Annotated in this window: 16 protein-coding genes; 12 read left to right on the top strand and 4 right to left on the bottom strand. The window is 66.2% G+C overall.

The window, feature by feature from the left end; all coding sequences use genetic code 11:
- The first annotated feature begins 3 nt into the window (after window positions 1-3).
- Window positions 4-2,193, top strand: coding sequence for a cation-translocating P-type ATPase (locus tag ACM42_RS22780; protein WP_271530034.1), 2,190 nt, complete (start codon window positions 4-6; stop codon window positions 2,191-2,193).
- On the top strand, window positions 2,193-2,360 hold the full coding sequence (gene ccoS / locus ACM42_RS22775; protein ID WP_008138466.1) for a cbb3-type cytochrome oxidase assembly protein CcoS: 168 nt from the start codon (window positions 2,193-2,195) through the stop codon (window positions 2,358-2,360). Before ACM42_RS22780 ends, ccoS begins: the two co-directional genes overlap by 1 nt.
- Here ccoS and ACM42_RS22770 read toward each other — a convergent pair.
- Together ACM42_RS22770 and ACM42_RS22765 are read right to left on the bottom strand one after the other, a co-directional pair.
- A complete protein-coding gene (locus tag ACM42_RS22770; RefSeq protein WP_271530033.1) occupies window positions 2,357-3,559 on the bottom strand; it encodes an MFS transporter in 1,203 nt (400 codons plus the stop codon). The genes ccoS and ACM42_RS22770 overlap by 4 nt on opposite strands.
- Window positions 3,560-3,663: 104 nt before the next feature.
- Window positions 3,664-4,146 carry a cupin gene (locus tag ACM42_RS22765; protein WP_271530032.1) on the bottom strand — a complete coding sequence of 161 codons (483 nt, stop codon included), beginning with the start codon at window positions 4,144-4,146 and terminating at the stop codon, window positions 3,664-3,666.
- Window positions 4,147-4,385: 239 nt separating this feature from the next.
- Between ACM42_RS22765 and ACM42_RS22760 the strand changes: the two genes are divergently transcribed.
- Both ACM42_RS22760 and ACM42_RS22755 read left to right on the top strand, forming a co-directional pair.
- Window positions 4,386-4,670 carry a hypothetical protein gene (locus ACM42_RS22760; RefSeq protein ID WP_271530031.1) on the top strand — a complete coding sequence of 95 codons (285 nt, stop codon included), beginning with the start codon at window positions 4,386-4,388 and terminating at the stop codon, window positions 4,668-4,670.
- A gap of 83 nt (window positions 4,671-4,753) precedes the next feature.
- Window positions 4,754-5,470 (top strand): peroxiredoxin-like family protein, encoded by a 717-nt coding sequence (locus ACM42_RS22755; protein WP_271530030.1) that lies wholly within the window; start codon window positions 4,754-4,756, stop codon window positions 5,468-5,470.
- A 56-nt stretch (window positions 5,471-5,526) separates the two neighbouring features.
- On the opposite strand, the gene ACM42_RS22750 is transcribed toward ACM42_RS22755, so the two are convergent.
- A complete protein-coding gene (locus ACM42_RS22750) occupies window positions 5,527-6,414 on the bottom strand; it encodes a LysR family transcriptional regulator (RefSeq protein ID WP_271530029.1) in 888 nt (295 codons plus the stop codon).
- A gap of 197 nt (window positions 6,415-6,611) precedes the next feature.
- Here ACM42_RS22750 and ACM42_RS22745 point away from each other — a divergent pair, with 197 nt between their 5' ends.
- Together ACM42_RS22745 and ACM42_RS22740 are read left to right on the top strand one after the other, a co-directional pair.
- The gene (locus ACM42_RS22745; RefSeq protein ID WP_271530028.1) at window positions 6,612-7,748 is read left to right on the top strand and encodes a patatin-like phospholipase family protein; all 1,137 of its coding nucleotides are present in this window, start codon (window positions 6,612-6,614) and stop codon (window positions 7,746-7,748) included.
- 79 nt (window positions 7,749-7,827) lie between these two features.
- Window positions 7,828-8,775 carry an oxygenase MpaB family protein gene (locus ACM42_RS22740; RefSeq protein ID WP_271530264.1) on the top strand — a complete coding sequence of 316 codons (948 nt, stop codon included), beginning with the start codon at window positions 7,828-7,830 and terminating at the stop codon, window positions 8,773-8,775.
- 165 nt (window positions 8,776-8,940) lie between these two features.
- Here ACM42_RS22740 and glgA read toward each other — a convergent pair whose 3' ends face one another.
- Window positions 8,941-10,356 carry a glycogen synthase GlgA gene (gene glgA, locus ACM42_RS22735; RefSeq protein WP_271530027.1) on the bottom strand — a complete coding sequence of 472 codons (1,416 nt, stop codon included), beginning with the start codon at window positions 10,354-10,356 and terminating at the stop codon, window positions 8,941-8,943.
- A gap of 192 nt (window positions 10,357-10,548) precedes the next feature.
- Here glgA and ACM42_RS22730 point away from each other — a divergent pair, with 192 nt between their 5' ends.
- The 6 genes from ACM42_RS22730 (at window position 10,549) to ACM42_RS22705 (ending at window position 17,186) form a co-directional block, all read left to right on the top strand.
- Entirely contained in the window at window positions 10,549-11,745 is a 1,197-nt protein-coding gene (locus tag ACM42_RS22730) for a CaiB/BaiF CoA transferase family protein (protein ID WP_271530026.1), read from the top strand.
- Window positions 11,746-11,876: 131 nt separating this feature from the next.
- Window positions 11,877-13,412, top strand: a complete 1,536-nt coding sequence (locus ACM42_RS22725; protein WP_271530025.1) for an ABC transporter substrate-binding protein — start codon at window positions 11,877-11,879, stop codon at window positions 13,410-13,412.
- A gap of 7 nt (window positions 13,413-13,419) precedes the next feature.
- The gene (locus ACM42_RS22720; protein ID WP_271530024.1) at window positions 13,420-14,370 is read left to right on the top strand and encodes an ABC transporter permease; all 951 of its coding nucleotides are present in this window, start codon (window positions 13,420-13,422) and stop codon (window positions 14,368-14,370) included.
- Window positions 14,357-15,229: an ABC transporter permease gene (locus ACM42_RS22715; protein WP_271530023.1), complete on the top strand. Its 873-nt coding sequence runs from the start codon at window positions 14,357-14,359 to the stop codon at window positions 15,227-15,229. Before ACM42_RS22720 ends, ACM42_RS22715 begins: the two co-directional genes overlap by 14 nt.
- Complete coding sequence (locus ACM42_RS22710; protein ID WP_271530022.1) at window positions 15,226-16,218, top strand: ABC transporter ATP-binding protein; 993 nt, start codon at window positions 15,226-15,228, stop codon at window positions 16,216-16,218. The genes ACM42_RS22715 and ACM42_RS22710 overlap by 4 nt, the downstream gene beginning before the upstream one ends.
- Window positions 16,215-17,186 (top strand): ABC transporter ATP-binding protein, encoded by a 972-nt coding sequence (locus ACM42_RS22705; protein WP_271530021.1) that lies wholly within the window; start codon window positions 16,215-16,217, stop codon window positions 17,184-17,186. The genes ACM42_RS22710 and ACM42_RS22705 overlap by 4 nt, the downstream gene beginning before the upstream one ends.
- The last annotated feature ends 65 nt before the right edge of the window (window positions 17,187-17,251 follow it).

Here is a 17,251-nt window from a genome sequence, read left to right as displayed (position 1 = left end):
GTCATGCACGTCACGCGGGATTTCTCGCATTTCGTCCGAAGCGCGGGCGAGGGCATCCAGCACATCGATCTCGCGGTCGAAGGCGTTCACTGCGCCGGGTGCATGGCCAAGATCGAACGCGGCCTGTCCGCCATCCCCGACGTCACGCTGGCACGCGTGAACCTCACCGACCGCCGCGTCGCGCTGGAATGGAAGGCGGGCACGCTCGATCCCGGCCGTTTCATCGATCGCCTCGAGGAGCTCGGCTACAAGGCCTATCCGTTCGAGACCGAAAGCGCGGAGGAGGCCGAGGTCGCCGAATCGCGCTTCCTGCTGCGGTGCCTCGGCGTCGCGGCATTCGCCACCATGAACGTGATGATGCTGTCGATCCCGGTGTGGTCGGGCAACGTCTCGGACATGCTGCCCGAGCAGCGCGACTTCTTCCACTGGCTCTCGGCGCTGATCGCGCTGCCGGCGGCGGCCTATGCCGGCCAGCCGTTCTTCCGCTCCGCCTGGCGCGCGCTGTCCGCCAAGACCACCAACATGGACGTGCCGATTTCCATCGGCGTGATCCTGGCGCTCGGCATGTCCGTGGTCGAGACCATCAATCACGCCGAGCACGCCTATTTCGACGCCGCGATCATGCTGCTGACCTTCCTGCTGGTCGGCCGCTTCCTCGACCAGAACATGCGGCGGCGGACCCGCGCGGTCGCCGGCAATCTCGCGGCGCTGAAAGCGGAGACGGCTGCGAAGTTCGTGGGTCCCGGCGAAATCTCGCAAGTGCCGGTGGCAGCCATCCACCCCGGCGACATCGTGCTGCTGCGGCCCGGTGAGCGCTGCGCGGTCGACGGCACCGTGATCGAGGGGCGTTCCGAGATCGACCAGAGCCTGATCACCGGCGAGACGCTCTATGTCACGGCGGAGCAGGGCACGCCGGTCTATGCGGGATCGATGAACATCTCGGGCACGCTGCGGGTGCGGGTCTCGGCGGCCTCGGAGGCGACGCTGCTCGCCGAGATCACGCGGCTGTTGGACAATGCGCTGCAGGCGCGCTCGCGCTACATGCGGCTCGCCGACCGCGCCTCGCGGCTGTACGCGCCGGTGGTGCATGCGACCGCGCTTCTGACCATCCTCGGCTGGGTCATCGCCGGCGCGAGCTGGCATGACGCGATCGTCACCGGCGTTGCCGTCCTCATCATTACCTGCCCCTGTGCGCTGGGCCTTGCCATTCCGACCGTGCAGACGATCGCCTCCGGCGCGATGTTCAAGTCCGGGGTGCTGCTGAATTCCGGCGACGCGATCGAGCGGCTGGCAGAAGCCGACCATGTCATCTTCGACAAGACTGGCACGCTGACGCTGCCCGATCTCGAAGTGATGAATGCGGCCGACATCCCCGCCGACATCTTCGAGCTCGCCGGCCGGCTCGCGCTGTCGAGCCATCATCCGGTCGCCGCCGCCGTCGCTCAGGCTGCCGATGCGAAGTCTCCGATCGTCGGCGCGGTCGAGGAACCCGGGCAGGGCGTCCGCGCGACCGTGGACGGCGTCGAGCTTCGCCTCGGCCGTCCGTCCTACTGCGGTGCCGAGGCGCTGGTCGGCGGCGCCACGCTCGATCCCGAAGCCTCCGTCGTCGCCTTCAGCAAGGGCAGCGACAAATTCGTCCTCTCGGTTCGCCAGGGCCTGCGCCCGGATGCGCAGGCCGTGATCGCGGCCCTGAAAGCGCGCAACATCGGCATCGAGATCCTGTCCGGCGACCGCGAGCCGGCGGTGAAGGCGGCGGCGCATGCGCTCGCCATTCCCGAGTGGCGCGCCGGCGTCACGCCGGCCGACAAGATCGCGCGGATCGAGGAGCTGAAGCAGCGCGGCGCCAAGGTGCTGATGGTCGGCGACGGCATGAACGATGCGCCGTCATTGGCGGCCGCCCATGTGTCGATGTCGCCGATCTCGGCCGCGCATCTCAGCCAGGCCACCGCCGATCTCGTCTTCCTCGGCCGGCCGCTCGCCCCCGTGGTCGCCGCGATCGATGCTTCGCGCAAGGCGTTGCACCTGATGCGGCAGAACCTCTGGCTTGCGATCGGCTATAATGTGCTTGCCGTTCCGGTCGCGATCAGCGGTGTCGTGACGCCCCTGATCGCGGCAGCGGCCATGAGCGGATCCTCGATCCTGGTCATGCTGAATTCGCTGCGTGCCCGCAGCGCCTCGCGGGAGATCGTGTGATGGAGATCCTCGTCATCCTGGTGCCGCTGGCTTTGATGCTCGGAGGTGCCGGTCTCGTCGCTTTCCTCTGGTCGCTCAGGAGTGGCCAGTACGACGATCTCGACGGTGCCGCGTGGCGCGCCATCGCCGACGACGAGCCGCCGCAGGAGGCCCCGGTCAAACGCTAGGGTTTCAGGGCGAAGCTCGACAAGGCCGCCAGCGCGAGCGCCACGCCCACACCGGCGACGCAGGCCTGCCAGCCGAGAGCATCGAACAGTGGGCCGAGCACGGCCGTGCCGACGAGCCCGCCGCAGAAATAACACGCAAGGTAGGTCCCGCTGGCGATGCCGCGGTTGTCGGTTGCGGCCTGTCCGACGAAGCCCGTCGCGGCGGCCTGCGCGAAGAATGTGCCGGCGCCGACCAGAACCATGCCGGCGAGCACCGCGCCCAGATGCGGCGCCAGCATCAAGGGCAGGCCCAGCCCGGCGACAGCGAGCGCGCTCCAGATCGTGGGCCGCGTTCCCAGCCGCCCGACCGCCTTGCCGGCCAGCAGCGTCGTGACGACGGACGGCAGGAAAACCAAATAGACGAGGCCCAGATCCATCATGCCGAGCGACAGCGGCGGCCGGACCAGAACGAAATTGACGAAGGTGAAGGTGCCGATGAACGCGAACAGGATGCAGAAGCCGATGCCGAAAGCGGCGCGCAGCCGCCGATCGCGCCAATGCGCGATGGTGGCGGAGAATGGCGAAGCCGCCGGCATCATCGCATGCATCGGCCGCACGCGCTGGATGGTGAAATAGACCAGCGCCGCGCCGGCAAGATTGAGCCCTGCGAAGAAATAGAAGTTCCAGGCAAGGCCAAGGCCATCGGCAACCGCCGCCGAGACCACCCGGCCGACGAGATTGCTGGCGACATTGCCCGTGATGTAGGCGGCAAACGCGCTGCCGGCATCCGTGGCGCTGCATTGCTCGCCGAGATGGGCGAGGGTGAGTGCGAAAGCGGACGCCATGCACAGGCCCTGCGCGACCCGCAAGGCGGTGAAGACGACAAGATCGGACGCGGACGCCAGCAGGCTGGTGGGAATCGCAAGAAGCGTCAGGCTGAGCAGGATGCCGGTCCGCCGGTCGATATGCGGGCTGAAGAAGCCGACGAGGATGCCGGCGAGCGCCATGCCGAAGGTGCTGGCATTGACGGCAAAGCCCATCGCTGCGGGGGTGACGCCGTAGTGCCGCGTCAACGAGGGAAGGATGGCCTGCGTCGCAAAGAGATCGACGACGGTCAGGAAGGCGGTGAGGCCGATCACGAGCGAGCGACGCGCGAGACCGGGGGAATGCGCCTCCAAGGTCATTACGTCGTGTTTGATGGGAGCGGAAAGATCGGTCATGGCCTGATTTTCCTGTGAGGAATGTGGCGCCCGGCATGCGGGCGGCATGGGGGATCCCGGGCGCCACACCCGGTAACGAGTGCGCTGGGGCTGGGGCACGCTCGTTACATGTGATGGTCGTTGGGATCCTTGCGGACGTCGCCGACGTAGAGAATGACGGTGTCCTTGCCGAGATTCTTCCACCAATGCGAGGTGCCGTAGACTTCGGGGCGGATGTCGCCGGCCTTGTGCACGATCGGATCGACGCAGTTGGAGGCGTATTCGACGATCTCGCCCTGCTGCACGAAGATCAGGGCGGGGCGGTCGTCATGGCTGTGCCAGGGCACGATGCCGCCGGGCGCGATGGTCAGCTTGCGGAAGCGCAGCTCGCGGCCCTCGATATGCGCCGGCTGCTTGCCGAGATCGATCGCCCCGAGCGTGACGTCGGTAACACCGACGGCTTTGTGGTCGACCATCTGCTGCGCGTTCGGCTTGATCTTGCCGGCCGGGCATTCGCCGGCGAATGCCGGCTGCGCCGAGAGGATCAGCGCGCCGACGATTGCAAGGCCTGGCCAAATCAGGCGCGACAGAGCGTGGCTCGTGAACATGGGGAGGTCTCCTGTGTTGGCCGCAACCTCGCTGGTTGCCGGCTGTGGCAGGAGTTTCTTCGAGCCGCGGCTCGTCCTGAAATGCCCTTTCGCTCTCGGTGCAATAGCTCGGCGCTATGCCGATAGGCGGCGGCTATCGAACCGATTGTGGATCGGCATTTCCGCTCGCGCGGCTTCCACCGTTCGATGGCAAAGCGCCCGATTGGCGGGCGCTCACGTCAATCCGGAGGAGCAATCCCATGACAAAACTGTCCAAGACCCTGATCGCCACCGCCGCGTTTGCGGTCATCGCCACATCGGCCCTCTCGGAGGCTGCCTGGGATTTCAAGGCCGGCATGGCCTATGTCTATGGCGGGCCCGGCAAGATGTCGGCGATGGCGATGGCGCCGGCCGAGAAGAACCATGAGGCCATGATGAAGCACGCGAAGAAGGTACCCGAGAACACGGTCTTCTTCATGGACAACGGCACGCTGTATTCTGCCTCGGGGAGGCTCGATCCCACCGGCAACTTCTACGTGAACTGAACCGATCCTGGCATCGCGGCCGCCTCTTGCAGGCGGCCGAACCGGGAAACTACTATTCGCCCCAGGAATGCCGGAGCAGAAAGATGACGTCTCTCTCGCCAGCCGACGCCGAACGGCTCAGGCTCGCCTTCCAGCGCTGCCGCGACATGGACGGCACGCTGAACGAGCAGCTCCGCGCCTATGCCGATGCCAGCCGCGAGGTCTTCCCGGCCTATGGCGAGGCGGTCGATCGCCTGGTGGCGCGATTGGATGGAAACGGCGGCGGCGCGACGGCGCCGCGCCCGGGCGATGCAATGCCGCCGTTCATGCTGCCTGACGAGGCCGGGCGCCTCGTCGCGCTGCCCTCGCTGCTGGCGCGCGGTCCGCTCGCCGTGATGTTCTTCCGCGGCCATTGGTGCCCCTATTGCCGGCTCAATGTCCGCGCCGTGGTCCAGGCGCTGGACCGCATCAAGGCGATGGGGGCACAGGTCGTGGCGATCATGCCGGAGACGCAGGAATATACCGGGCAGCTCAAGGCCGAATCCGGCGCGCCGTTTCCGATCCTGACCGATCTCGACAACGGCTACGCGCTGTCACTCAATCTCGCGATCTGGCTCGGCACCGAGATTCAGCAACTGTTGTCCTATCAGGACATGGCGAAATTCCACGGCAATGACGGCTGGATGCTGCCGATCCCGGCCGTGTTCGTCGTCGGCCGCGACGGCATCGTGAAAGCCCGCTTCGTCGATCCAGATTTCCGCAAGCGCATGGAGATCGACGATCTGATCGAAGCGCTGGAGAGCGCGAGCCGGGAGCGCTGAGGCGCGCACTTTCTTCCTTCTCGCCTACGAGAGGAAAAGGGAAAGCAGCGTCCGCGCTACCCCGCGATCTCCCGCCAATCGGCGCCGCGCAGCATGCGCATCACGGCATTGCCTACGGCCGTGCGTTGCCGGCCCGCGACCCCATAAAGGTTGACGGTACGGCGGGCGTCCAGCCCTGCGACCGCGGCGCGTGTCAGCCGCTCCGGCACGGGCGAGGTGTGCGGCACCATGGCGACGCCGATGTCGGCCTCGACCAGCTCAATCAGATCGCGCTCGTTCGAGACCTCATGGCCATGCTCGATGTCGATGCCGTGTTCGCGCAGGCTCGCGGAAATGCTGCGCGAGTGCTCGCAGAAGGTGCGGCTCAGCAGCTGCTCGGATCGCAAATCGTCCAGATCGACGCTGGCGCGGCCGGCCAGCCGGTGTCCGTCGCCGACGACGAGCTCGAAACTTTCGGTGAACAGCGGCCAGACGTCGAGCCGGTCCCAGGCCTCGTCGATCTCCGCGGCGATGCCGAGCTCGGCTTCGCCCTTCTTCAGGAAATCGCCGACCTCCCGGTTCGAGCCGCGCAGGAAGCGGAATTCGAGCCGGTTGAACTGCCGCTTGATCTCGTTGAGATGCGGAATGAGCAAGGCGAGGTCGATCGAATGCGTCAGCGCAATGCGGAGCGCACCGATCTCGCCGCTTTTGAACGAGGAGGCCAGCGAACGTGCGCCGGCGGCGGCGTCATAGCACTGCTTCAGCAGCGGATGCATGCGCTGACCGAGCTCGGTCAATTGCGCCGCCGGCCGTTCGCGGCGGAACAGGTCGCCGCCGAGCTCGGCCTCGAGCTGCTTGATCGCGCGCGTCAGTGACGGCTGCGTGACGTTGCACTCCTCGGCCGCGCGCGTGAAATTCAAGAGCTGCGCCACCGCGAGGAAATAGCGGACCTGGTGCATTTCCATGGATCGGCTCCCAGCAGGATCAGCTTCAAATCTAGCCGATCGGGGCGGGAAATGACATGCTCGGCGCGATAGCGCGGACGTATGGACTCGGAAGCCAACCGGCATTCCAAAAGGCCCCGGGATCTTTTAATATCGCGCGTAACAACACCGCCGCGTCCGACGAAATTCGACCGGTGCAGGCTCACCAGGAGCGTAGCATGAACGGCATCAAGGGCACACGTGCGGACATCCCAGGTCAGGTCGTGCTGGTGCTCCAGGGCGGCGGCGCGCTCGGCTCGTACCAGGCGGGCGTCTACCAGGCGCTGCACGAGGCCGGCATAGAGCCGGACTGGGTGATCGGCACCTCGATCGGCGCCATCAATGCGAGCCTGATCGCGGGCAACGCGCCGGCGCAACGGCTCGCGCGCTTGAGGGAGTTCTGGAAGCGGATGGAGCAGCAGCCGGTCTGGGACTGGCGTGCCGGATTTCCCGGCTTCAACGAAAAGCTGGCCTATTGGTCGACCGTCACCCACGGCATTCCAGGCTTCTTCCGCCCCAATCCGCTGGCGCATGCCGGAGATTCCTATCCACTGGGTGCCGATCACGCGGGCTATTATTCGACCGCTCCGCTGGAGAAGACGCTGAGCGAGCTCGTCGATTTCGACCTGGCCAATCGCTGCGCGCCGCGCCTGACGGTCGGTGCGGCTCATGTCGGCACCAGCGAGATGCGCTATTTCGACAGCCGCGACGGCGAGCTGACGGTGAAGCATGTGATGGCTTCGGGCGCGCTGCCGCCGGCTTTCCCGGCCGTGCGCATCGACGGTGAACTCTATTGGGACGGCGGCATCCTGTCGAACACGCCGACGGAAGCGGTGTTCGACGACAATCCACGCAGGGATTCGCTGATCTTCTCCGTGCATCTGTGGAATCCCGTCGGGCCCGAACCGACCACGATGGCGGAGGTGCTGAACCGGCACAAGGACGTGCAATATTCCAGCCGCATCGCGAGCCAGATCGTACGACAGCAGCAGGCCCATCGCCTGCGCCATGTGATCAACCAGCTTGCGGCACGGCTTCCGGAGAGCGAGCGCAACGATCCCGCCGTGCGTGAGCTGACGAGCTACGGTTGCCCGACCCGCATGCATGTGGTGCGGCTGCTGGCGCCGCAGCTCGAGCGCGAGACCCATACCAAGGACATCGATTTCAGTCCGTCCGGGATCACGCGGCGGTGGCACGCTGGCTATGCTGATACGAAGTCGGTTCTGGCGCGCAAGCCCTGGATCGGCGAATTCGATCCGCTCGCCGGCGTGGTGCTGCACGAGCATATGGACGAGATGCCGATGGCGGCGGAATAGGGGCCGCGTCCCTCTTCATCGAATTGCCACGGGCCTTGCGGATCGTCGGTGTTTGGCCCGCAGTCGAAAGTTCTCGCAATTGGTTTCCGGGAAAGATCTGGAACTGTCCCTCGAGCAGGTCCGCGCTCACGCGGCGGGCCCGGTTGCGGGCGTGTTCGGCCCGGACTCCGTCACCTGGCGGATCGATCGTGAGGCCGTGATCTTCCTCGGCGCCGGCCGCGCGCTGTTGCTGCAGCTCGCCCACCCCTGGGTCGCAGCCGCGATCGCCGAGCACTCCAACACCTTTGCCGATCCGATCGGCCGCTTCCATCGCACCTTCGACATCGTCTTCGCCATGGTGTTCGGCTCGCTCGACCGGGCGCTGTTGGCGTCGCGGCAGCTGCACCGGCGTCATGGCATGATCATGGGCGAGATGCCCGAGACCGTCGGCCCGTTCGCGGCAGGCTCGCGCTACTGCGCCAATGACGTTCCGTCGCTGCGCTGGGTCCACGCCACGCTGGTCGAGACCGCGTTGATGGCGCATGACCTCGTTCTGGCACCGCTCTCGGCGGAAGAGCGCGAGCGCTACTGGGCCGAGAGCCGGATGTTCGGTGCCCTGTTCGGCCTGACGGGGAATGAACTGCCCGCGGACTGGGCCGGCTTCGCCGACTACACCGCGGCGATGGCGCAGTCGGACACGCTGACCGTCAGCACGGCGGCACGCGAGATCGCCACGCAGATCTTTACGGGCGCGCGTCCGTGGTTGCGGCCACCGCCATGGTATCGCGCGCTCACGGCGAGGATGCTGCCCGAGCGCTTGCGCGCCGGCTTTGGTTTCGAGCTTGACGAGCGGGAGATCCGATCCGCCGACAATGCCCTGCGATGGATCAGGCGCGTCTATCCGAAATTGCCTGACAGGCTGCGCTATGTCGGCCCCTACCAGGAGGCGCAGGCGCGGCTGCGGGGCGAGACGCAGCCCGACTGGATGACCCGCTGTCTCAATCGCGCCTGGATCGGACGGCCGCAGATGGACGTACGCGGGAAGTAGGGTCTTGGAAGTCGGTTATCCGTGCAGTTCACGGCCCGCCGTCATTCCTCGGTCATTCCGGGGCGCGCGGAGCGCGAGCCCGGAATCCATTTCTCAGAGCATTCCGGCCGCACGATGGATTCCGGGCTCGCGCCAGGCGGCGCGCCCCGGAATGACAGCGGCGCCTCACACCGACGCCAGCTTCCGGTACAGTGCGCTGTAGCTGCCGGCCGAGATGCTCCAGGAGAACGATCGTCCCATGGCGCTGCGGCGCATGGTATCGAGCTGGTCCTGCGCCATGAAGGCCGAGAAGGCCCGGCGGACGCCGCCGAGGAAAGATTCGCGCGAGGGCCTCGAGAACAGGAATCCGGTCTCGCCGTCGGTGATGGTCTCGGCGAGGCCGCCGGTCTGGTGCCCGATCGGCAGCGAGCCGAAACGCTGGGCATACATCTGGCTGAGGCCGCACGGCTCGAAGCGCGACGGCATCAGCGTGAAGTCGCTGCCGGCGAAGATGCGGCGAGCTTGGGCGTCGTTGAAGCCGATCGCGACGCCGATGGCGTCGGGGCGGCGGCGATGCGCGTCGATCAGGGCCTGCTCGAGCGCCGGCTCGCCGGAGCCGGTGACCACGATCTGTCCGCCGGCGTCGACGATCTCGTCCGCCGCCGACAGCACGAGGTCGATGCCCTTCTGGTGCACGAGCCGCGCGACGATGCCGAACATCGGGCCGCGCGAGACCGCAAGCCCGAACTGCTTGCGCACGTAATCCGCGTTGGCCTTCTTGCCGGCCCAGTCGCCGGCGCCGAACTGCTGGGCGAGCTGGGCGCAGGAGCGCGGATCCCAGCTCTCGTCGATGCCGTTGAGAATGCCGGTGAGCTCGGCCGCATCGGAGCGGATGCGAAGCAGGCCTTCCAGGCCGCAGCCGAATTCGGCCGTGGTGATTTCCCGCGCATAGGTGCCGCTGACGGTGGTGAGGTGCGAGGCGTAGACCAGCCCGGCCTTGAGGAAGGAGACCTGATCGTAGAACTCGACGCCGTCGATGTGGAAGGAGCTCTCCGGTGCGCCGATCCGCCGCAGCGAGTCCTTCGGGAAGAGGCCCTGATAAGCGAGGTTATGAATGGTCAGGATCGACGGCAGCTTGGCGCCGCGCCAGGCAAGGTACGCCGGTACGAGCGAGGCCTGCCAGTCATTGGCATGGATCAGATCTGCTGCCCAATTCTTGTCCAGCTTGCCCATTGCGAGCTCAGCCGCCGCCGAGGCAAAGCGCGCGAAGCGGATGTCGTTGTCGGGCCAGTCGCGTCCGGACTCGTCGCCGTAGGGATTGCCGGGCCGGTCGTAGAGCTGTGAGCACAACAGCACATAGACCGGCAGGCCGTCCTTGGTCGCGGCCCGGCCGAGCGAGCAGGCCGGCATCTCCGCGAATGCAGGGCAGCGGCCAACGATCTGAATATGCGTGAGTTGCTCGATGATGTCGCGATAGCCGGGCAGCATGATCCGGATATCGGCGAAGGAGCGAAGCGCACGGGGAAGGGCGGCGGAAACGGCGCCCAGTCCGCCAACGCGGACGAAGTCGTCCAACTCTGTGGTGACGAACAAGACCCTCAAGAACAGCTGCCCTCTTCCGATCCCGCTTGCTGCTATGCAAGAACGGGTCCAGTTGTCCTGGAATTCCCAAGCCCGCCCACGCGACGCGTCCGTCCGGTAAACACTTTCCTACTCGGCCGCCGCCCTCTAGGGTCGCCGCATCAACAACAAAGCACTTCGTTGGTTCCTACGAGACCCAAGGCGTGAGCAGACATGCAGCTATCAGATAAGCATGAGGGGACGTTGACAAAAGTCATGGCGGGCTTGCGGGTCCTGGACTTCTCGACCACCATCGCCGGCCCCCATTGCACGCGGATGCTCGCCGACATGGGCGCCGAGGTCATCAAGATCGAGACCGACGGCGGAGAGACGATGCGGACCCGGCCGCCGCTGCGCAAGGGGTGCAGCACCGTGTTCGGCCAGCTCAATGTCGGCAAGAAGAGCGTGGTCCTCGACCTCAAGTCCGAGGACGGCAGGGAGGCGGTGAGCCGGCTGGCCGCGACGGCCGACATTCTGGTGGAGAATTTCCGCCCTGGCGTGATGCACCGGCTGCGGCTCGACTACGACAGGCTGTATCAGGTCAACCCGAGGCTGATCTACTGCTCGATCTCCGGCTACGGCCAGACCGGCCCCTCGGCCGAACTGCCGGCCTACGCTCCCGTGATCCATGCGGCTTCTGGTTACGACATGGCGCATCTGGCCTACCAGCCAGGCCGCAGCCGTCCCGATTATTGCGGCATCTACCATGCCGACGTCGTCACCGGCATCTACGGCTTCGGCGCGATTGCCTCGGCGCTCTATCAGCGCACGGTCACCGGGCTTGGCCAGCACATCGACGTCTCCATGCTGGAATCGATGCTGACCTTGACCGTGATCGAACTGCAGAGCGCGCAATTCGCGGTGAAGCCGCCGCCGCGCCCGATGTTCGGCCCGACCGAAACGGGCAATGGCTATGTCATGATCACGGTCGCCAGCGAGAAGACGTTTCAGGGATTGATGGGCGTGATCGGACGCCCCGAATGGATCTCCGATCCACGATTCGCCACCTACGCCGCGCGCCGCGAGAACTGGGCGGATTTGATGGATGGCGTCGAAGTCTGGTCGCGTCAGCTCACGACCGATGCATGCCTCCTCGCGCTTGGTGCTGCCGGCGTGCCGGCCTCGGCCTATCGCACCGTGTCCGAGGCGCTGGCCGATCCGCAGCTTGCGCATCGGCAGGCGCTCTCCGAAGTGCGGGACGAGGGGGGCTCGTTCCGGGTGCTCAATCTCCCGTTCCGGATGTCCGGCGCCGATACCACACCGGGCAAGACGATGGCTGCGCTTGGCGAGCACACGGATGCGCTGCGCGACGAGATCGACCTCGCAGGCGATGCGCCAATTCCGCCAGGCAAAACAGCCAAGACATATTGAGCAACATCGCCGCCGCATGCGGCGTTTGAACTCCTGTGTGTTCCTCTTGCCGTGGCGAGCATTTGTCGCCAATCTCGCCCTCAAGTCGTTCAGCGATCCGAAACATCGGACGAGGGATCCCGGGAGGAACCATGACGAACATTGCTGCCGCAGTGCGCAAGCACGTGCCGATTTTCCTCGTTGCGGCGTTTGCACTGGCCGGGCCCGCCCAGGCGCAGAAGCCGGGCGGCAGCATCACGGTCGGCCAGGAGCTGGATATCCCGGGCTTCGATCCCCTCAAGGTCGGTGTCTACGACACCTCGACCTTCACCGCGGCGGCCGCGATCTTCGACACGCTGACCAGGCTCGACGACAAGGGCGAGGCTGCGCCAAAGCTCGCGGTGTCCTGGACCCATTCCGACGATTACATGAGCTGGACCTTCAAGCTCCGCGAGGGCGTGAAATTCCACGACGGCACCCCGTTCAATGCGCAAGCCTTCAAGGAGAACTTCGACCGGCAGAAGGACCCCGCCAACAAGTGCCGCTGCGCCTTCTACATCACCAACGTCAAGGAGGTGCTGGCGCCGGACGAATATACCGTCGTCTACAAACTCACCGACCCCTCCGTGAACCTGCCGGCGGTGATCACCATCCAGAGCCAGAACAATGCGGTGCATTCTCCGACCGCCTGGAAGACCAAGGGTGACGACTACAATCGCAATCCCGTCGGCACCGGTCCCTACATCCTGAAATCATGGACTGCCGGCGACCGCATGGTGCTGGAGAAGAATCCCAACTACTGGGACAAGAGCCGTCCCTACCTCGACCGCATCATCCTGAAGCCGCTGCCTGACGCGCAATCGCGCTTCGCCTCGCTACAATCGGGCGAGGCCGACATCATCTGGGACGACGAGAACGATGCCGACAACATCATGAAGGCGCAGAAGGACCCCAAGCTCACCGTGCACACCTACAAGGGCTCGGGCGCGCAGGTCTACGCCTTCAACACCAAGGTTGCGCCGTTCGACGACGTCCGCGTGCGCCAGGCGCTGGTGATGGCGATCGATCGTCCCAAGATGTCGCAGGCGATCAGCAACGGCCTCAGCCGGCCCGCGAGCAATCCTTACGGCGACGGCTCCTGGGTCAAGTGCAAGGACGACGGCGCGCTGCCGTTCGACGTCGAGAAGGCCAAGGCGCTGATCAAGGATTATGGCAAGCCGGTCGAGTTCAAGATGCTGGTGACCGCGACGCCCCGCGGCCGCATGGTCGGCCAGGTGCTCCAGCAATTCTGGAAGCGCGTCGGCGCCAACATGGAGATCGAGCAGGTCGACCAGGCCACCATTCCGTCACGCGCCTTCACGCGGCAGTTCCAGCTGACGCCGTGGCGCATCGTCGATCTCGCCGATCCCGATCCGCAGATGTACGCGAACTTCCGCAGCGGCAGCCCGCTGGCACTCTCCGGCTTCTCGAATCCCGAGCTCGACAAGCTTCTGGACCACGCACGCGTCACTGCCGACCTCGGCCAGCGTACCGAGGATTACTGCGCCATCAGCCGCCTGATCAACAAGGAGGCGATCTGGTTCTGGACCTTCCAGAACACCTATTACGCGCTGTCGAGCGCGAAGCTGAAGGGCTTTCCGAAGATCTACAACGGCGTGATCGACGTCTCGAACACCTGGCTGGAATGACCACGCGATGCTGAACTTCGTCGCGCGGCGGCTCCTTGCCGTCCTGCCGGTCCTGCTGGCCGTCTCGCTGCTCACCTTCCTGATCGCCGCGCTGCTGCCGGGCGATCTCGCCTTCGTCATCCTCGGCGACCAGGCGACGCCGGAGAATGTCGCGGCGCTGCGGCGTGACATGGGGCTGGATCAGCCGCTGTGGTGGCGTTACCTGAGCTGGCTTGGTCACGTGTTGCAGGGCGATCTCGGCCGTTCGTTCCGCACCGGGCAGACGGTGTTGCAGGCAGTCGCCGAGCGCATCCCGGTCTCGCTGCAACTGATGCTGATGGCCGAATTCATCGGGCTTCTGATCGGCGTTCCCGTTGCGATCGCCTGCGCCGCGCGCGCCGGTGGTGCCTTCGACCGCTTCATGACCGGCAGCGCCTTCGCCATGCTGTCGATGCCTTCTTTTCTCACCGCGATCCTGCTGATCTATCTGTTCGCGGTCGAGCTGCACTGGCTGCCCGCGACCGGCTATGTGCCGTTCACCGAGGAGCCGCTTGCGAACTTGCGCTTCTTCGTGCTGCCGGCCCTGACACTCGCGCTCGCGGAATGGCCGGGCATCATGCGGGTGCTGCGCTCCGACATGATCGCGACCTTGCAGGAGGATTATATCGCGCTCGCGAAAGCAAAGGGCCTCAAGCCATCCCGCATCCTGTTCGTGCATGCGCTCAAGCCTTCGTCGCTGACCCTGGTGACGGTGACAGGCATCAATATCGGCCGCCTGCTCGGCGGCACACTGATCGTGGAATCGATCTTCGCGCTGCCCGGCATCGGCCGGCTGCTGGTCGGCGCGATCTACACCCGCGACCTCGTCATCCTCCAGGGCGTGGTGCTGCTGGTCGCCTGCGGCTTCGTCATCGTCAATTTCATCGTCGACATGCTCTACGCCGTGCTCGACCCGAGGATCCGCCATGGCCACGCTTGAGCTGTCAATTCAGGACGAGGCAGCGTCCGCGCCCGTTCGCGGCAGGCGCAAGCTCGGCTTCCTGTTCTGGCTCGCGAGCGGCTGGGTCGCGATCATTCTTGCGCTCGCAATCCTCGCGCCGGTGCTGCCGCTGCAGAACCCGACCGACATGGACATGCTGGAGCGCCGCGCCGCGTTCTCTGGGGAGCACTGGCTCGGCACCGACGGGCTCGGCCGCGACGAGCTCGCCCGCCTGATCTTTGGTGCGCGGGTGTCGCTAACGGTGGGGCTGATTGCGCCGATGATCGGCCTCATTGTCGGTGGTGCGCTCGGGCTGCTGGCCGGCTATTTCCGCGGCAGGTTCGAGACGCTGGTGGTCGGCAGCATGGACGTGCTGCTCGCCTTTCCGCCGCTGATCTTCGCGCTCGCCGTGACGGCCTATCTCGGCCAGTCCATTCCCAATCTCACCTTGATCCTTGGCGTGCTCGGCATTCCCGCCTTCATGCGGGTGGCGCGCGCGGCGACGCTGACCCTGGCGCGGCGCGAGTTCGTGATCGCCGCCGAAGCGCTCGGCGCCAGCCACGCGCGCATCCTGCTCCGCGAGCTGCTGCCGAACGTGATCCTGCCGCTGCTCGCCTTCTTCCTGCTCGGCGTCGCCGTCACCATCGTGGTCGAGGGCGCGCTGTCCTTCCTCGGTCTTGGCGTGCCGCCACCGATGGCGAGCTGGGGCAGCATGATCGGCGAGGGCCGCGAGAGTCTCGACATCGCGCCGCGGCTCGCCTTCCTGCCGGCCGCGGCCCTGTTTGTGACCGTGCTGGCGTTCAACCTCGTCGGCGACACCTTGCGGGCACTGACCGATCCGCGTCAGGGGGCGCTGTGAACGCGCCGCTGCTGACGATCGAGGACGTCGCGGTCGAGCTGCCGACCCCGCGCGGCAATTTGCGCGCCGTGGATCGTGTCGATCTGTCGCTGGAGGCCGGCCGCACGCTCGGTATCGTCGGCGAGTCCGGCTGCGGCAAGACCATGCTGTCGCGCGCGGTGCTTCAGCTGCTGCCGAAGAAGGCGAAGCTGACGGGGCGCGTGATGTTCGATGGTCAGGACCTGGTGCGGCTCGCGCCTGAAAGACTGCGTCGCCTGCGCGGGCGCGACCTCGCGGTCGTGTTCCAGGACCCCATGACCTCGCTCAATCCGGTGCTGACCATCGGCACGCAGTTGATGGAGACGATCCAGGAACATCTCGAGCTGGACGCCCCGGCGGCGCGCAAGCGCAGCATCGAGCTGCTCGCGGCCGTCGGCATTCCCGCGCCGGAGCAGCGGCTTGCGCAATATCCACACCAATGTTCCGGCGGCATGCGCCAGCGCATCGCCATCGCGATCGCATTGTCCTGCGAGCCGAAACTGCTGATCGCAGACGAGCCCACCACCGCCCTCGACGTCACCATCCAGGCTCAGATTCTCGATCTGCTGGCGCGCGAGCAGCGCCGCCGGCATATGGCCATGATCATCATCACCCATGATCTCGGTGTCGTCGCCGGCCGTGCCGACGAGGTCGCCGTGATGTATGCGGGCCGGGTGGTGGAGCGTGCGCCGACACAGGCCTTGTTCAAGCGCATGCACATGCCCTACACCGAGGCGCTGCTGGCCGCGATCCCGAAGCTGGAGACCGCGCCGCATACGCCGCTGCCTGCCATCTCCGGCCGCCCGCCCGATCCGACACGGCCGATGAAAGGCTGCTCCTTTGCACCGCGCTGCCGCTATGTCGGGGAGCGCTGCCGTGAGGTCAAGCCCGAGCTGAAGAGTGCCGAGATGCCCGGGCACCTCTATGCCTGCTTCCATCCGATCCGAATGACGGAAAGGATCGGCGCATGATGCAGCTTGCCGTGCGCCCCGAACCGCTTCTGAATGTCGACCATCTCGTCGTCGAATATGGTCTCGGCAACAAGACGGTGCACGCCGTCTCCGGTGTCAGCCTCGAGGTCGCACGCGGCGAGACGCTGGGCTTGGTCGGCGAATCCGGTTGCGGCAAGTCGACGCTGGGACGCGCGGTGCTGCAGTTGCGCCGCGCCAAATCTGGTCGCGTGCTGTTCGACGGTGAGGACCTCACGGCCATGGAGGGCGAGGCGCTGCGCAGGATGCGCCGCCGCGTGCAGCTCATCTTCCAGGACCCGATCGCCTCGCTCAATCCGCGCCGTCGCATCGGCGATATCGTGGCCGAGCCGCTGATCATCGCCGGCGTCAAGGATGCTGCCGAGCGCAAGCGGCGGGTTCACGAAGTGCTCTCCGCGGTCGGGCTCGATCCCGATATTGTGGCGGGCCGTCTGCCGCACGAATTCTCCGGCGGTCAGTGCCAGCGCATCTGCATCGCGCGAGCGCTGGTGCTCAACCCGGAGTTCATCGTCTGCGACGAGCCGGTCTCGGCGCTCGACGTTTCCATCCGCGCGCAGATCCTCAACCTGCTCGAGGAGATGAAGGCGCGCTTCGGTCTGACGCTGCTGTTCATCGCACACGACCTCGCGGTGGTCAAAGCGGTCAGCGATCGCGTCGCGGTGATGTATCTCGGCCGGCTCTGCGAGGTCGGGCCGTCAGAGCAATTGTTCGCAAGTCCGGCGCATCCCTACACCGGCCTGTTGCTGCAGGCGATCCCGGTGCCAGATCCGGACGTTCGTCCCGCCGAGAGCGTGGCGACCGGCGAGCCGCCATCACCGATTGCGCCGCCGTCCGGCTGCCGCTTCCGCACCCGCTGCCCGCGGGCCGATCAGCGATGCAGCGCGGAGATACCGGAGTTGCGCGAGATCGCACCCGGCCAGTTCGCCGCTTGCCATCATCCGCTGGCCTGAACTAAGACCGCTCCCGGGTTTGTCTCGTTGCGCCGGTCATGGCATGCTGCGCCGCGAACGAGAAG

The organism is Bradyrhizobium sp. CCBAU 25338, assembly GCF_028128965.1.
GTDB classification, from domain to species: Bacteria; Pseudomonadota; Alphaproteobacteria; order Rhizobiales; family Xanthobacteraceae; genus Bradyrhizobium; species Bradyrhizobium liaoningense.
Note: the sequence above shows the minus strand (reverse complement) of the source record. Positions and strands in the feature narration are given on the sequence as shown.

Coding starts and splice junctions, on each gene's coding strand:
- ACM42_RS22720 (WP_271530024.1), top strand. CDS start 13,420: ATGCTGAACTTCGTCGCGCGGCGGCTCCTTGCCGTCCTGCCGGTCCTG.
- ccoS (WP_008138466.1), top strand. CDS start 2,193: ATGGAGATCCTCGTCATCCTGGTGCCGCTGGCTTTGATGCTCGGAGGT.
- ACM42_RS22765 (WP_271530032.1), bottom strand. CDS start 4,146: ATGTTCACGAGCCACGCTCTGTCGCGCCTGATTTGGCCAGGCCTTGCA.
- ACM42_RS22770 (WP_271530033.1), bottom strand. CDS start 3,559: ATGACCGATCTTTCCGCTCCCATCAAACACGACGTAATGACCTTGGAG.
- ACM42_RS22725 (WP_271530025.1), top strand. CDS start 11,877: ATGACGAACATTGCTGCCGCAGTGCGCAAGCACGTGCCGATTTTCCTC.
- ACM42_RS22745 (WP_271530028.1), top strand. CDS start 6,612: ATGAACGGCATCAAGGGCACACGTGCGGACATCCCAGGTCAGGTCGTG.
- ACM42_RS22730 (WP_271530026.1), top strand. CDS start 10,549: ATGCAGCTATCAGATAAGCATGAGGGGACGTTGACAAAAGTCATGGCG.
- ACM42_RS22750 (WP_271530029.1), bottom strand. CDS start 6,414: ATGGAAATGCACCAGGTCCGCTATTTCCTCGCGGTGGCGCAGCTCTTG.
- ACM42_RS22705 (WP_271530021.1), top strand. CDS start 16,215: ATGATGCAGCTTGCCGTGCGCCCCGAACCGCTTCTGAATGTCGACCAT.
- ACM42_RS22760 (WP_271530031.1), top strand. CDS start 4,386: ATGACAAAACTGTCCAAGACCCTGATCGCCACCGCCGCGTTTGCGGTC.
- ACM42_RS22780 (WP_271530034.1), top strand. CDS start 4: ATGCACGTCACGCGGGATTTCTCGCATTTCGTCCGAAGCGCGGGCGAG.
- ACM42_RS22755 (WP_271530030.1), top strand. CDS start 4,754: ATGACGTCTCTCTCGCCAGCCGACGCCGAACGGCTCAGGCTCGCCTTC.
- ACM42_RS22715 (WP_271530023.1), top strand. CDS start 14,357: ATGGCCACGCTTGAGCTGTCAATTCAGGACGAGGCAGCGTCCGCGCCC.